At 55.0% G+C, this 13,976-nt stretch carries 14 protein-coding genes and 1 other annotated feature (1 of these 15 running past the window's edge); of the genes, 12 read left to right on the top strand and 2 right to left on the bottom strand.

Going from position 1 to position 13,976, the window contains the following annotated elements; all coding sequences use genetic code 11:
• Positions 1-35: a sequence feature (Trp leader region), on the top strand (it extends 59 nt beyond the left edge of the window).
• Positions 36-60: 25 nt separating this feature from the next.
• The 8 genes from UTO39_RS01825 to yedF all read left to right on the top strand — a co-directional run bounded on the left by UTO39_RS01825 (position 61) and on the right by yedF (position 9,829).
• Positions 61-1,623, top strand: a complete 1,563-nt coding sequence (locus UTO39_RS01825) for an anthranilate synthase component 1 (RefSeq protein WP_320726291.1) — start codon at positions 61-63, stop codon at positions 1,621-1,623.
• Positions 1,623-3,218, top strand: a complete 1,596-nt coding sequence (trpD, locus tag UTO39_RS01820) for a bifunctional anthranilate synthase glutamate amidotransferase component TrpG/anthranilate phosphoribosyltransferase TrpD (RefSeq protein WP_320726290.1) — start codon at positions 1,623-1,625, stop codon at positions 3,216-3,218. Before UTO39_RS01825 ends, trpD begins: the two co-directional genes overlap by 1 nt.
• A gap of 3 nt (positions 3,219-3,221) precedes the next feature.
• Positions 3,222-4,580, top strand: a complete 1,359-nt coding sequence (trpCF, locus tag UTO39_RS01815) for a bifunctional indole-3-glycerol-phosphate synthase TrpC/phosphoribosylanthranilate isomerase TrpF (protein WP_061097991.1) — start codon at positions 3,222-3,224, stop codon at positions 4,578-4,580.
• 10 nt (positions 4,581-4,590) lie between these two features.
• On the top strand, positions 4,591-5,784 hold the full coding sequence (gene trpB / locus UTO39_RS01810; RefSeq protein WP_028013413.1) for a tryptophan synthase subunit beta: 1,194 nt from the start codon (positions 4,591-4,593) through the stop codon (positions 5,782-5,784).
• A complete protein-coding gene (gene trpA, locus UTO39_RS01805; RefSeq protein ID WP_320726289.1) occupies positions 5,784-6,593 on the top strand; it encodes a tryptophan synthase subunit alpha in 810 nt (269 codons plus the stop codon). Before trpB ends, trpA begins: the two co-directional genes overlap by 1 nt.
• 308 nt (positions 6,594-6,901) lie before the next feature.
• On the top strand, positions 6,902-8,035 hold the full coding sequence (locus tag UTO39_RS01800) for an acyltransferase (RefSeq protein WP_320726288.1): 1,134 nt from the start codon (positions 6,902-6,904) through the stop codon (positions 8,033-8,035).
• A gap of 352 nt (positions 8,036-8,387) precedes the next feature.
• Positions 8,388-9,599: a selenium metabolism membrane protein YedE/FdhT gene (yedE, locus tag UTO39_RS01795; protein WP_320726287.1), complete on the top strand. Its 1,212-nt coding sequence runs from the start codon at positions 8,388-8,390 to the stop codon at positions 9,597-9,599.
• Positions 9,596-9,829 carry a sulfurtransferase-like selenium metabolism protein YedF gene (yedF, locus tag UTO39_RS01790; protein WP_003856774.1) on the top strand — a complete coding sequence of 78 codons (234 nt, stop codon included), beginning with the start codon at positions 9,596-9,598 and terminating at the stop codon, positions 9,827-9,829. The genes yedE and yedF overlap by 4 nt, the downstream gene beginning before the upstream one ends.
• Positions 9,830-9,869: 40 nt before the next feature.
• Here the strand turns inward: yedF and ompW are convergent, their stop codons facing one another.
• Complete coding sequence (gene ompW / locus UTO39_RS01785; protein WP_061097988.1) at positions 9,870-10,502, bottom strand: outer membrane protein OmpW; 633 nt, start codon at positions 10,500-10,502, stop codon at positions 9,870-9,872.
• Between the two features lie 281 nt (positions 10,503-10,783).
• Here ompW and UTO39_RS01780 point away from each other — a divergent pair, with 281 nt between their 5' ends.
• The 4 genes from UTO39_RS01780 to yciA all read left to right on the top strand — a co-directional run bounded on the left by UTO39_RS01780 (position 10,784) and on the right by yciA (position 13,053).
• Positions 10,784-11,188 carry a YkgJ family cysteine cluster protein gene (locus UTO39_RS01780; RefSeq protein WP_080329326.1) on the top strand — a complete coding sequence of 135 codons (405 nt, stop codon included), beginning with the start codon at positions 10,784-10,786 and terminating at the stop codon, positions 11,186-11,188.
• Between the two features lie 25 nt (positions 11,189-11,213).
• A complete protein-coding gene (locus UTO39_RS01775) occupies positions 11,214-11,957 on the top strand; it encodes a YciC family protein (protein ID WP_320726286.1) in 744 nt (247 codons plus the stop codon).
• Between the two features lie 56 nt (positions 11,958-12,013).
• The gene (locus tag UTO39_RS01770; RefSeq protein ID WP_061097985.1) at positions 12,014-12,553 is read left to right on the top strand and encodes a septation protein A; all 540 of its coding nucleotides are present in this window, start codon (positions 12,014-12,016) and stop codon (positions 12,551-12,553) included.
• Positions 12,554-12,657: 104 nt separating this feature from the next.
• Positions 12,658-13,053 carry an acyl-CoA thioester hydrolase YciA gene (yciA, locus tag UTO39_RS01765; RefSeq protein WP_028013420.1) on the top strand — a complete coding sequence of 132 codons (396 nt, stop codon included), beginning with the start codon at positions 12,658-12,660 and terminating at the stop codon, positions 13,051-13,053.
• A gap of 38 nt (positions 13,054-13,091) precedes the next feature.
• Here yciA and tonB read toward each other — a convergent pair whose 3' ends face one another.
• On the bottom strand, positions 13,092-13,814 hold the full coding sequence (tonB, locus tag UTO39_RS01760; protein WP_061097984.1) for a TonB system transport protein TonB: 723 nt from the start codon (positions 13,812-13,814) through the stop codon (positions 13,092-13,094).
• Positions 13,815-13,976: the final 162 nt, after the last annotated feature.

The following is a 13,976-nucleotide window of genomic DNA, read 5'->3' as shown; positions in this document are numbered from 1 at the left end:
CAGATACCCGCCCGCTACCCAGCGGGCTTTTTTTTGAACAGAATAAATGAGAACAACAACATGCAAACAGCCAAACCCCATCTCGAACTGCTGACCTGCGAGGCGGCCTATCGCCACAACCCGACCGCGCTGTTTCATCAGGTGTGCGGCGCGCGTCCGGCGACGCTGCTGCTGGAGTCTGCGGATATCGACAGCAAGGACGATCTGAAAAGCCTGCTGCTGGTCGACAGCGCGCTGCGCATTACCGCGTTAGGTGACACTGTCACCATCAAAGCGCTCTCTGACAATGGCGCATCGCTCCTCCCGATGCTGGATGCGGCTCTGCCCGCGGGCATCGACAATGAGCGTCACCCTGACATGCGAATTCTGCATTTCCCGCCGGTGAGCCAGCTGCTGGACGAAGACGCGCGCCTCTGCTCGCTGTCCGTGTTCGATGCCTTCCGCCTGCTGCAAAATCTTGTCACCGTGCCGGAAGATGAGCGCGAAGCAATGTTCTTCGGCGGGCTGTTTGCTTACGACCTGGTCGCCGGTTTTGAAGATTTGCCGGAAACCGAGCAGGGCAACCGCTGCCCGGACTACTGTTTCTACCTGGCCGAAACCCTGCTGGTGATCGACCATCAGAAAAAATATACCCGCATTCAGACAAGCCTGTTCACCCCGTCTGCGTCTGAGAAAAACCGTCTGGAGCATCGCATCGCTCAGCTCCAGCAGCAGATGACGGAAGCGCCGCCTGCGCTGCCGGTACAGCGCGTCGAGAAGATGACCTGTGAGGTAAATCAGACCGACGATCAATACGGCGCCGTGGTTCGCCAGATGCAAAAAGCCATTCGCGCCGGGGAGATTTTCCAGGTTGTGCCTTCCCGCCGCTTCTCTCTGCCCTGCCCGTCGCCTCTGGCGGCTTACGACGTGCTGAAGAAGAGCAACCCAAGCCCGTATATGTTCTTTATGCAGGACAATGATTTCACGCTGTTCGGCGCCTCGCCGGAAAGCTCGCTGAAGTACGACGCCACCAGCCGCCAGATTGAGATCTACCCGATTGCAGGCACCCGTCCGCGCGGCCGTCGCGCCGATGGCTCGCTGGATCGCGATCTGGACAGCCGCATCGAACTGGAAATGCGAACCGACCACAAAGAGCTCTCCGAGCATCTGATGCTGGTTGACCTGGCGCGTAACGACCTGGCGCGCATTTGTACCCCGGGCAGCCGCTACGTGGCGGATCTGACCAAAGTTGACCGCTACTCCTTCGTGATGCACCTGGTCTCCCGCGTGGTGGGTGAACTGCGCAGCGACCTCGACGTGCTGCACGCCTACCGCGCCTGTATGAATATGGGCACCCTGAGCGGCGCGCCGAAGGTGCGCGCCATGCAGCTTATCGCCGAAGCGGAAGGACGTCGTCGCGGGAGCTACGGCGGCGCGGTGGGTTACTTCACCGCCCACGGTGACCTCGATACCTGCATCGTGATCCGCTCCGCCTACGTCGAAGACGGTATTGCCACCGTTCAGGCCGGCGCCGGGATTGTTCTCGACTCTGTTCCGCAGTCTGAAGCTGACGAAACCCGCAGTAAAGCACGCGCGGTATTGCGCGCCATCGCTACCGCACACCACGCACAGGAGATTTTCTGATGGCTGACATTCTGCTGCTCGATAATATCGACTCCTTTACCTATAACCTGGCAGACCAGCTGCGTGCGAATGGCCACAACGTCGTTATCTACCGCAACCACGTTCCGGCTCAGACCCTGATTGACCGTCTGGCGACCATGCAAAACCCTGTACTGATGCTCTCCCCGGGGCCGGGTGCGCCGAGCGAAGCGGGCTGTATGCCCGAGCTGCTGACCCGCATGCGCGGCAAGCTGCCGATTATCGGTATCTGCCTTGGTCACCAGGCAATCGTGGAAGCCTACGGCGGTTACGTCGGCCAGGCGGGCGAGATCCTGCACGGTAAAGCCTCCAGCATTGAACATGACGGCCAGGCAATGTTTGCCGGGCTGCCGAACCCGCTCCCGGTCGCGCGCTATCATTCGCTGGTCGGCAGCAACATTCCGGCCGGGCTGACCATCAACGCCTCGTTTGAAGGCATGGTGATGGCGGTACGCCACGATGCGGATCGCGTCTGCGGGATGCAGTTCCACCCGGAATCTATTCTGACCTCCAACGGCGCCCGCCTGCTGGAGCAGACCCTTGACTGGGCGTTACAGAAGCTGGAGCAGACCAACACCCTGCAGCCGATTCTGGAAAAACTGTATCAGGCGCAGACCCTGAGCCAGCAGGAGAGCCACCAGCTCTTCTCCGCCGTGGTGCGCGGCGAGCTGAAGCCTGAACAGCTGGCGGCGGCGCTGGTCAGCATGAAGGTGCGCGGAGAAAGCCCGCAGGAGATCGCCGGTGCCGCCACCGCCCTGCTGGAGAATGCCGCCCCGTTCCCGCGCCCTGACTATCAGTTTGCCGATATCGTGGGTACCGGGGGTGACGGCAGCAACAGTATCAATATTTCTACCGCCAGCGCGTTTGTGGCGGCGGCGTGTGGTTTAAAGGTAGCGAAACACGGTAACCGCAGCGTCTCCAGCCGTTCAGGCTCGTCCGACCTGCTGGCCGCGTTTGGCATCAACCTGGAGATGAATGCCGAGCGTTCACGCGAAGCGCTGGACGATCTGGGCGTTTGCTTCCTGTTTGCGCCGAAATATCACACCGGTTTCCGCCACGCGATGCCGGTTCGCCAGCAGCTTAAAACCCGCACGCTGTTTAACGTGCTCGGCCCGCTGATCAACCCGGCCCATCCGCCGCTGGCATTAATTGGCGTTTACAGCCCTGAACTGGTGCTGCCGATTGCCGAGACGCTGCGCGTGCTGGGTTACAAGCGTGCCGCCGTGGTCCACAGCGGCGGAATGGATGAAGTTTCGCTGCACGCGCCGACGCTGGTGGCCGAGCTTAACGATGGTAAAGTGCTCAGCTATCAGCTTGAGGCGTCTGATTTCGGCTTAACGCCGTACCGTCAGGAAGCGCTGGCAGGCGGTACGCCGGAAGAAAACCGTGACATTCTGACGCGCTTACTACAAGGTAAAGGTGAGGCCGCCCATGAGGCCGCCGTGGCTGCCAACGTCGCCATGCTGATGCGTTTGCACGGTGAGGAAGACCTGAAGGCCAATGCTCAAAAAGTTCTGGATGTACTGCGCTCCGGTGCAGCTTACGATCGCGTTACCGCACTTGCGGCAAGAGGGTAAAGAATGCAGACCGTTTTAGCGAAAATCGTTGCCGATAAGGCCATCTGGGTGGAAGCACGCAAAGCAGAGCAGCCGCTTGCCAGTTTCCAGAATGACGTCGTCCCAAGCAGCCGTCGTTTCTATGACGCTCTGCAGGGTGCACGCACCGCCTTTATTCTGGAGTGCAAAAAGGCGTCTCCCTCAAAAGGCGTTATTCGTGACGATTTCGACCCGGCGCGCATCGCCGGTATTTATAAGCATCATGCGTCGGCCATCTCAGTGCTGACGGATGAGAAATATTTCCAGGGCAGCTTCGATTTTCTGCCGATCGTCAGCGGCATCGCGCCGCAGCCGATCCTGTGCAAAGACTTTATTATCGACCCGTATCAGATCTGGCTGGCGCGTTTCTACCAGGCTGACGCCTGTCTGCTGATGCTCTCGGTGCTGGACGACGAGCAGTATCGCCAGCTGTCTGCCGTGGCGCACAGCCTGAAAATGGGCGTGCTGACCGAAGTGAGTAACGAAGAAGAGCTCGAGCGCGCCATCGCGCTGGAAGCCAAAGTGGTCGGCATCAACAACCGCGATCTTCGCGACCTGTCGATTGACCTGAACCGCACGCGTCAGCTGGCTCCGCGTCTGGGTTCTGGCGTCACGGTGATCAGCGAATCCGGCATTAACAGCTACGCCCAGGTGCGCGAGCTGAGCCACTTCGCCAACGGTTTCCTGATTGGCTCCGCCATGATGGAGCATGACGACCTCAACGCGGCGGTGCGTCGCGTGCTGCTGGGTGAAAACAAAGTCTGCGGCTTAACCCGCGAACAGGATGCGCTGGCCGCGTATGAGGCTGGCGCAATCTATGGCGGTTTAATCTTCGTCGATTCCTCTCCTCGCGCAGTCAATGAGGAACAGGCCCGCAGGGTAATCGCGGCGGCCCCGCTGAGCTATGTTGGTGTGTTCCGCAATGCGGATATCGCGGACGTTGTGGCAAAAGCCGACGCGTTATCCCTGAGTGCCGTTCAGCTCCATGGCGAAGAAGATCAGGCGTATATCAATGCCCTGCGCGACGCGCTGGCACCGCAGGTTCAGATCTGGAAAGCACAAAGCGTGGGCACCACCCTGCCCGCACGTAACCTTAACCACGTCGACAAATACGTGCTCGACAACGGTCAGGGCGGCACCGGACAACGTTTTGACTGGTCGCTGCTGAACGGCGAAAAGCTGGACAACGTCCTGCTGGCGGGCGGACTAAGCCCGGATAACTGTGTGGAAGCCGCGAAAACCGGCTGCGCAGGCCTCGATTTCAATTCAGGCGTAGAGTCGCAACCGGGTATAAAAGATGCCAGCAAGCTGGCCTCGGTGTTTAAAACTCTGCGTGCATATTAAGGAAGAGAAGATGACGACATTACTTAACCCGTATTTTGGTGAGTTCGGCGGGATGTACGTTCCGCAAATCCTGATGCCCGCGCTGCGCCAGCTGGAAGAAGCGTTCGTGAGCGCGCAGAAAGACCCGGCGTTTCAGGCGGAGTTTACCGACCTGCTGAAGAACTACGCCGGGCGTCCAACCGCGCTGACCAAATGCCGCAACCTGACCGAAGGCACCAAAACCACGCTGTATCTGAAGCGTGAAGACCTGCTGCACGGCGGCGCGCATAAAACTAACCAGGTGCTGGGCCAGGCGCTGCTCGCCAAGCGTATGGGTAAAACCGAAATCATCGCCGAAACCGGCGCGGGACAGCACGGCGTGGCTTCTGCGCTCGCCAGCGCCCTGCTCGGCCTGAAGTGCCGCATCTACATGGGCGCGAAAGACGTTGAGCGTCAGTCGCCGAACGTGTTCCGTATGCGCCTGATGGGTGCGGAAGTGATCCCGGTGCACAGCGGTTCCGCGACGCTGAAAGATGCCTGTAACGAAGCGCTGCGCGACTGGTCCGGCAGCTACGAAACCGCGCATTATATGCTCGGCACCGCGGCGGGCCCTCACCCGTTCCCGACCATCGTGCGCGAATTCCAGCGCATGATCGGTGAAGAGACCAAAGCGCAGATCCTCGAAAAAGAGGGTCGTCTGCCGGATGCGGTGATTGCCTGCGTCGGCGGCGGGTCTAACGCCATCGGCATGTTTGCCGATTTTATCGACGAAACCCGCGTAGGGCTGATTGGCGTCGAGCCTGCCGGCCATGGGATTGAAACCGGCGAGCACGGCGCGCCGCTGAAGCATGGCCGCGTGGGGATCTACTTCGGCATGAAAGCCCCGATGATGCAGACCGATGAAGGGCAGATTGAAGAGTCTTACTCAATTTCTGCCGGACTGGACTTCCCGTCCGTTGGGCCACAGCACGCGTTCCTGAACAGCACCGGGCGCGCGGACTATGTCTCTATTACCGATGACGAAGCGCTGGAAGCCTTCAAAACGCTGTGCCGCAGCGAAGGGATCATCCCGGCGCTGGAGTCTTCGCACGCGCTGGCGCACGCGCTGAAAATGATGAAAGAGAACCCGGAAAAAGAGCAGCTGCTGGTGGTTAACCTTTCCGGTCGCGGTGACAAAGATATCTTCACCGTTCACGATATTCTGAAAGCACGAGGGGAAATCTGATGGAACGCTACGATAATGCATTTGCTGAACTGAAATCCCGCCAGGAAGGCGCGTTCGTTCCCTTCGTTACGCTGGGCGACCCTGGCCCGGAGCAGTCTCTGAAGATTATCGACGCCCTGATCGAAGCCGGTGCCGACGCGCTGGAGCTGGGCATTCCGTTCTCCGATCCGCTGGCGGATGGCCCGACCATCCAGAACGCCACCCTGCGCGCGTTTGCCGCAGGCGTGACCCCAACCCAGTGCTTTGAGATGCTGGCGACGATCCGCCAGAAGCACCCGACCATTCCGATTGGCCTGCTAATGTACGCCAACCTGGTGTTTAACCGCGGTGTTGACGAGTTCTACGCCGAGTGCGCGCGCGTGGGCGTCGACTCGGTGCTGGTAGCAGACGTGCCCGTTGAAGAGTCTGCGCCGTTCCGCCAGGCGGCGATGCGCCACAACGTCGCGCCGATCTTCATCTGCCCGCCTAACGCCGATGACGAACTGCTGCGCCAGATAGCCTCTTACGGACGCGGGTATACCTATCTGCTTTCCCGCGCGGGCGTGACCGGCGCCGAGAATAAAGCCGCACTGCCGCTGCATCATCTGGTGGAAAAGCTGGCCGAATACCATGCCGCGCCTCCGCTGCAGGGCTTCGGGATCTCTTCTCCGGATCAGGTCACTGCGGCAATTGAGGCGAAGGCGGCTGGCGCCATCTCCGGCTCCGCGATAGTGAAGATCATCGAGAAGAACGTGGACAAGCCCGAGCAGATGCTGAACGAATTGAAAGCGTTCGTGACCGCAATGAAAGCGGCGACGCGGAAAGCATAATCCCTCCACCGTCTGGCATCTCTGCCAGACGGTTACCCTCTTTTTTACACTTCCTTTTGATTTTACAGCGTTCCACTCCATTGAAATAAACGGAACATAAATACTGAATTGCATTTTTCAACAGATTAGACAAAAAGAAGCTGACGACATAGCGTAATGCGGTGCCGCGGGGTAAAGAAATCAACCAATTTTCAGGGAATTAAATGAGATACATCATCTCGACGATAATAAGAAGCAATGCTAGAATGGTCTCCGGCTCAGGTAAAGCCTTCCAATTATTGCTATACAAATATCCGTAAGGTTTGAAGATGGATTTATACTTTTCAATTTTCTTAGTTTTCACATGCTTAGCCTTGGCAATTGTGATTTTTAGCCTACCGCTATTCAAATTTATAGATGAAGATACTGAACCGACAAGGTCAAACAGTATAGATGGTATGAGATACGTCCTTGCCTCATTTGTCATATTTCATCATATGGATTGTGCTTACACATTTATTAAAAAAGGCAATTGGGCTCCGACATCAGACTTGTTGCTCTATTTTGGGCGATACGGGGTTGCTTTATTTTTTATGATTACAGCTTTTTTGTTTTGGGGGAAAATCAGAAAAGCAAATGAAGTGGATTGGATTGAATTATATAAAAAACGCCTTTACAGAATTGCACCGCTATCCGTATTTTGCTCCATAGCGGCTCTATGTTTACTTTTCTTATTAACCGAACGAAATGAATTTTCTCTTAGTGTAATAAACAACGCGTTTTCCTGGTTTGATTTAGGGCTCTGGAATGACAAACCGCCGGTCACTACTTTCCAGTATCCTTTTATGGCTCTGGCTGGGGTGACGTGGACACTGCGCTGGGAATGGATTTTCTATTTTTCTCTTCCGTTGTTATATATGTTCAAAAAATGGTCCTTTGAATTAACCATTTTTCTTTTTGCCTTCTCCGTATATTTTCTTCCCGGCTTTACGAACGATTCATCTTTGTGGTCTTATTTTTTCACCGGAATGTTATGCCGGGAAATCAAAGACAGAATAGTCATAACAAAAAAACTGGCCAATGCTGCTTTGATTTGCACGATTTTTATAACCCTGTTAGCGCAACCAACACTTTACGGTCCGTCCGAGAAACTATTCCTCTTTGCGATATTCTTTTCTGTAGTTTCAGGCGCGAATCTTTTTGGTTTTTTAATTACCAAAGCAGCCATTCGCCTTGGTGCAATAAGCTACAGTTTATATTTGACGCAAGGGTTAATTTTATTCCCTTTAATCCTTCACTTCAAAACAAACAATGAACCAGAGTTAAATGTTCATACTTTTGTGATCTTAGTCTTATGCTACGTGGCAATATGCCTTCTCTCTTCCATTACTTACCACTTTATTGAAAGACCTTTCATAAAGAAAATGAGCATCAGTAGCATAAAGAAAGTATACGAGAAATAACCATCTCCGGCGCGCAGGCGCCGGAAGTTAAAATCATTATTATATAATTCATTGGTTTTATTTTTATGATATACCATGGCAGGTGTTTTTAATCCCTGAGATTTAAGCCCCCCTCTCAGGTGTTAGACTCACTTTGTTACACCACTCCATCCAACGGTTATCTTCTGGAGCAAGCTTGAAAGTAAATGGTGAGAATATACGGTTTACAGTGAGTTGCAAGTTTTGATGACGGAGGTCATAAAAGGTGTAAGTAATTGGAAAATCTCTGTTGAGAACTTTTAGATATTTAGAAAAAGATATATATTCCAGTCCGCTTAATTCACTAACACCTTCTGAGTTCAGAGGTTTATTCATGTCATGGCAATACTTCAAACACACTTACCTGGTTAAGTTCTGGCCACCTGTTCCGGCCGTCATCGCGGCAGGCATTCTCTCTACTTATTATTTCGGCATCACCGGCACCTTCTGGGCCGTGACCGGCGAGTTCACCCGCTGGGGTGGGCAGCTGCTGCAGCTTGCAGGCGTGCATACCGAAGAGTGGGGCTACTTCAAACTCATTCATCTGGAAGGCACACCGCTTACCCGCATCGACGGGATGATGATCGTCGGCATGTTCGGCGGCTGCTTCGCCGCGGCGCTGTGGGCAAACAACGTTAAGCTGCGCATGCCCAAAAGCCGCATTCGCATCATGCAGGCGGTGGCCGGCGGTATGATTGCCGGGTTTGGTGCCCGCCTGGCGATGGGCTGTAATCTGGCCGCGTTCTTTACGGGGATCCCTCAGTTCTCCCTTCATGCCTGGTTTTTTGCCGTGGCCACCGCGATTGGCTCTTACTTCGGAGCAAAATTCACCCTGCTGCCGCTGTTCCGCATCCCGGTGAAAATGACGAAAGTCAGCGCGGCGTCCCCGCTAACCCAGAAGCCGGACCAGGCAAAGCGTCGTTTCCGCCTGGGTATGCTGGTCTTTTTTGCTATGGTCGCATGGGCCATTTGCACGGCGATGAATCAGCCGAAGCTTGGCCTGGCGATGTTATTTGGCGTAGGCTTTGGCCTGCTGATCGAACGCGCGCAGATCTGCTTTACCTCCGCGTTTCGCGATATGTGGATCACGGGACGGACGATGATGGCGAAGGCAATCATTGCCGGTATGGCGGTGAGCGCTATCGGCATCTTCAGCTATGTTCAGCTCGGTGTTGAACCGAAGATCATGTGGGCTGGCCCAAACGCGGTGATTGGCGGTCTGCTGTTTGGCTTCGGGATTGTGCTGGCGGGCGGGTGTGAAACCGGCTGGATGTACCGCGCGGTTGAGGGACAGGTGCACTACTGGTGGGTCGGGCTTGGGAATGTCCTTGGCTCCACACTCCTCGCGTACTGCTGGGACGACGTCTCCCCGGTGCTTGCCACAAACTGGGATAAGGTCAACCTGCTGAGCACTTTCGGCCCTCTCGGCGGCCTGCTGGTGACTTATGCCCTGCTGCTGATCGCTTTTTTACTGGTTGTCGCGCAGGAAAAACGCTTCTTCCGCCGTGCCGCCGTCAACACTGAAACGCAGGAGAACGCTGCATGAAAGAGATCGTCCCCGACTATCGTCTGGATATGGTCGGTGAGCCCTGCCCGTATCCGGCGGTTGCCACGCTTGAGGCGCTGCCGCAGCTGAAAAAAGGTGAAATTCTGGAGGTGGTAAGCGATTGTCCGCAATCCATCAACAACATTCCGCTGGATGCGAAAAACCACGGTTATACGGTGCTGGATATCCAGCAGGACGGGCCAACCATTCGCTATTTGATTCAGAAGTAATATGAAATGCGCCCCTCGGGGGCGCATTGAACACACAGAATCAGAAACGATAACCCGCAGAGAACATGAACACCCACGGATCCAGGCGAGTATTGATGCTTTGCTGCTCACCGCCCGCCTTGAAGCGTACGTCCGTATCAATGTCCATATACCAGACCGAGGCGTTGATCAGCCAGTCACGGTTAATCAGATAGTCCAGACCAACCTGCCCAGCCATACCCCACGAGTCTTTCAGGCTGAGATCGGACAGACCAGCCTCTTTACCGGTATCGTTGAATTTCTCATCGAAGAAGGTGGTGTAGTTCACACCCGCGCCAATATAGGGACGCACCTTGCTGCTTGAGTCGCCGAAGTACCATTGCGCCATCAGCGTAGGGGGTAAATGGTGAACCGTGGCGATGTCACCGGTTGCCCCAAGGCCGACCCGGTGACGGAACGGCGTTGCCGCCAGAAGCTCAACACCAACGTTGTCCGTCGCCATATAGGTGAATGTTAAACCTAACTGGGTGTTGTTACTGACGTTAAAACCGCCCATTCCCAGCACGTTATCAGAACCTTCAGTTGGACGAACCGTTGCCGAACCGGCACGAATAAAGAATTCGCCTGCTTCATGCGCGTACGCGCCGCCAGAGAGACTGCTTAATACAAGGGCTGCCACCGCTAATTTTTTCATATCCGCTCCATCGTTGTGGTTTTAATCGCGGATGAGAATATACTCACAAAAGAGTAATTAGTGATCTGCCACAGATCACATTAAAACCAGTAATTTAACATTCATTGATCTGGGTTAATTTTTTGTGGTGCCTTGAAAAGCAATAAGTTGTTTCTATGTCAATTTTTGGCATTTCACAGTTACAAAATTTTCCCTTTTCCCCCTCTTGCTCTTCCTCTGTCGGCTGGATAATTTATCGCTCTCACAAGTTGATTTGATGCGTTCTTTTTTGCAGGTGTGCCATGAGTGAAGTTAACCCGTGCATGACGTGCGGAGCCTGTTGTGCGTATTTTCGAGTCTCTTTCTACTGGGCCGAAGCCAGCGATGGCGGCGGTACCGTTCCGGTTCATCTTACTGAGCCAGTCACCCCTTTTCTGCGCTGCATGCGCGGCACCAACCAAAAGCAGAGCCGCTGCGCGGCCTTGCAGGGGGAGCCCGGGATATCTACCCGGTGTTCTATCTACGAGGATCGCCCCAGCCCGTGCCGGGAATTTGCCATGTCGGGCGAAGATGGGCAGGTCAATGAAGCCTGTAATCGCGCCCGGGCACGCTTTGGATTACCGCCGCTTTACAAAGATATGCTTTTCCATACAAGCCTTGATGCTGCCACAGCAGGTGCATCCGGTGTACAATTGCCGGCTAATTAACACCTGCAATACTCAAGGAGAGTGCATGTCTATCACGGCGAAGTCTGTCTACCGTGACACGGGAAATTTTTTCCGCAATCAGTTCATTACCTTTTTACTGATCGCGTTGCTTTGCGCCTTCATCACAGTGGTGCTGGGCCATGCGTTCTCACCGAGTGAAGAACAGATTGCCAGCCTGAGCCAGGGCGACCATCTGGCAGGAAGCGTGGGGCTGTTTGAACTGGTGCAAAACATGACGCCGGAGCAGCAACAGATTCTGCTGCGGGCGTCTGCCGCATCCACCTTCTCCGGGCTCATTTGTAATGCGGTGCTGGCGGGCGGCGTTCTGCTGATGATTCAGCTGGTGTCGGCGGGTCACCGGGTCAGCGCCTTACGGGCGATTGGTGCCAGCGCGCCGGTCTTACCTAAGCTGTTTATCCTTATCTTTTTAACCACCATGCTGGTGCAGATGGGGATTATGCTGGTCGTGGTGCCGGGCGTGTTACTGGCTATCGTGCTCGCTTTTGCGCCAGTGATGGTCGTACAGGATAAAATGGGGATTTTTACCGCGATGCGCAGCAGCATCAGGCTGGCATGGGCGAACATGCGTCTGGTAGCGCCCGCCGTGATCGGCTGGCTGCTGGCTAAAACGCTCCTGCTCCTGTTCGCACCGAATTTTGCGGTATTAACCCCGAACGTTGGCGCGGTGGTTGCGAATACGCTGAGCAACCTGATTTCAGCGGTGCTGCTGGTCTATCTGTTCCGCCTGTATATGTTAATTCGTCAATAATCCTGATGCCGGGAGGATGCCCCTTCCCGGCTCAACAGAGAAGATGGAATCACAGAATGAAGCAGTTTCTTGATTTTTTACCGCTGGTTGTCTTTTTCGCGTTTTATAAGCTGTATGACATTTATGCTGCGACCACGGCGCTGATTATTGCGACAGCGGTTGTGCTGATCTACAGCTGGGTGCGCTACCGTAAAGTTGAAAAAATGGCGCTGGTGACGTTCGTCCTGGTCGCCGTATTCGGTGGACTAACCCTCTTCTTCCACAATGATGAATTCATTAAGTGGAAAGTGACGGTGATCTATGCGCTGTTTGCGGGTGCGCTGCTCATCAGCCAGTGGGTGATGAAAAAGCCGCTGATCCAGCGCATGCTCGGCAAAGAGCTGACGCTGCCTCAGGAGGTCTGGTCGCGCCTGAATATCGCCTGGGCGGTGTTCTTTATTCTTTGCGGTCTTGCCAATATCTATATTGCTTTCTGGCTGCCGCAAAACATTTGGGTCAACTTTAAGGTCTTCGGCCTGACGGCCCTGACGCTGATTTTCACCCTGCTAAGCGGCGTTTATATTTATCGCCACATGCCGCAGGACGATAAGCACTGATTGCTGACTGACCAGAACGTGTTCGACAGGCGTTCTGGTCTATTCTCTCCGCTGTGAAATCATAGTAGCATCCCGCCTGAAGTCTTCCGTTACGAGTTAAAACAATGACAACAAATAACGCCCCTCAGGGCGAACTGGTTTTACGCACACTGGCAATGCCCGCTGACACCAATGCCAATGGCGATATTTTTGGCGGCTGGCTGATGTCGCAGATGGATATGGGCGGCGCAATTCTGGCAAAAGAGATTGCTCACGGACGCGTGGTGACCGTGCGGGTGGATGGCATGACCTTCCTGCGCCCGGTTGCGGTAGGTGATGTGGTTTGCTGTTACGCCCGTTGCGTAAAGCGCGGCAATACCTCCATCTCCATCAACATTGAAGTCTGGGTGAAAAAAGTCTCTTCTGAACCGATTGGGCAGCGCTATAAAGCAACTGAAGCGCTGTTTATCTATGTGGCGGTCGATAGCGAGGGTAAACCTCGTCAGCTTCCGCCAGCCTGAATGACGGGCAAAAAAAAGCCTCCTTTCGGAGGCTTTTCTTATTCCATCTGTGCCCCGCCATTCAGGCGGAAAACAATGTTCACGATCAGTCCGCTCCCCGGTTTACCGGGTTCGTAGCGCCATCTGCGCATCGCCGACTTCACTTCGCGCTCAAACATATTAGAAGGTTGAGCAGACAGGATTTCCACGTTATCAACGCGGCCATCCGCGGTGACGTCAAATTTCACCCGCACGCGGCCTTCAATGCGTAAGGCCTGAGCTCGCGCCGGATACTGAGGCTGATTACGGCTCAACGCACGCGGGCCCGCTGGTGCGGCAACCGTCGGCTTCGCCGCCGGTGCGCTGTTGTTCATCACAGGACGCGAAGGCTGTGCATTCTCGACCGGCTGGGTCGCGCGCGGTTCAACCGGACGTTCTTCACGTTTAGGACGCTCCTCGACCTTCTTCACCGGCTTTGGCTTCGGCTTAGGTTTTGGCTTCGGTTCAGGTTTGTGGATCACCACCGGAGCTTCCTTCGGCGGTTCCGGAACAGGCTCGGGTTCCGGTTCAGGCTCAGCAACAGGCTGTGGCGGTGGTGGCGCAACCTGCGGCGGTTCCAGATCCGCTGGCGAGACCATGGTCACCGAGATCGGCTGGGCGGGTGCGGGCATTTCAATAACCTGATGAACCGAGGTGTAGAGCAAACCCGCCACGACGGCACCGTGAATCACGACGGACAGCAGCGTCGGCCAGGGAAAGCGGCGAGGTAAATCAAGGGTCATCGAAGTCATAATCATCAACGTTAAAAAACCGGACCCTGATTTTAAATGCAAATAGCAATCATATTCAATAAGACACTTTGTTCTGGCGCAATTTAAGCGCTGGAGTGGTCAAAAAAGGGGCATCCAGATCGGGGGATTAACGTTGTTTTTATCTTTACATTG

The sequence above is a fragment of the Enterobacter sp. 118C5 genome, from assembly GCF_034107645.1.
Classification (GTDB): domain Bacteria; phylum Pseudomonadota; class Gammaproteobacteria; order Enterobacterales; family Enterobacteriaceae; genus Enterobacter; species Enterobacter nematophilus.
The sequence above is the reverse complement of the archived record's forward strand: the minus strand, read 5'-3'. Positions and strand labels throughout refer to the sequence as shown.

What these genes read in the sequence shown, in the direction of transcription:
- UTO39_RS01825 (WP_320726291.1), top strand. Translation starts at nt 61, where the DNA reads ATGCAAACAGCCAAACCCCATCTCGAACTGCTGACCTGCGAGGCGGCC.
- trpD (WP_320726290.1), top strand. Translation starts at nt 1,623, where the DNA reads ATGGCTGACATTCTGCTGCTCGATAATATCGACTCCTTTACCTATAAC.
- trpCF (WP_061097991.1), top strand. Translation starts at nt 3,222, where the DNA reads ATGCAGACCGTTTTAGCGAAAATCGTTGCCGATAAGGCCATCTGGGTG.
- trpB (WP_028013413.1), top strand. Translation starts at nt 4,591, where the DNA reads ATGACGACATTACTTAACCCGTATTTTGGTGAGTTCGGCGGGATGTAC.
- trpA (WP_320726289.1), top strand. Translation starts at nt 5,784, where the DNA reads ATGGAACGCTACGATAATGCATTTGCTGAACTGAAATCCCGCCAGGAA.
- UTO39_RS01800 (WP_320726288.1), top strand. Translation starts at nt 6,902, where the DNA reads ATGGATTTATACTTTTCAATTTTCTTAGTTTTCACATGCTTAGCCTTG.
- yedE (WP_320726287.1), top strand. Translation starts at nt 8,388, where the DNA reads ATGTCATGGCAATACTTCAAACACACTTACCTGGTTAAGTTCTGGCCA.
- yedF (WP_003856774.1), top strand. Translation starts at nt 9,596, where the DNA reads ATGAAAGAGATCGTCCCCGACTATCGTCTGGATATGGTCGGTGAGCCC.
- ompW (WP_061097988.1), bottom strand. Translation starts at nt 10,502, where the DNA reads ATGAAAAAATTAGCGGTGGCAGCCCTTGTATTAAGCAGTCTCTCTGGC.
- UTO39_RS01780 (WP_080329326.1), top strand. Translation starts at nt 10,784, where the DNA reads ATGAGTGAAGTTAACCCGTGCATGACGTGCGGAGCCTGTTGTGCGTAT.
- UTO39_RS01775 (WP_320726286.1), top strand. Translation starts at nt 11,214, where the DNA reads ATGTCTATCACGGCGAAGTCTGTCTACCGTGACACGGGAAATTTTTTC.
- UTO39_RS01770 (WP_061097985.1), top strand. Translation starts at nt 12,014, where the DNA reads ATGAAGCAGTTTCTTGATTTTTTACCGCTGGTTGTCTTTTTCGCGTTT.
- yciA (WP_028013420.1), top strand. Translation starts at nt 12,658, where the DNA reads ATGACAACAAATAACGCCCCTCAGGGCGAACTGGTTTTACGCACACTG.
- tonB (WP_061097984.1), bottom strand. Translation starts at nt 13,814, where the DNA reads ATGACCCTTGATTTACCTCGCCGCTTTCCCTGGCCGACGCTGCTGTCC.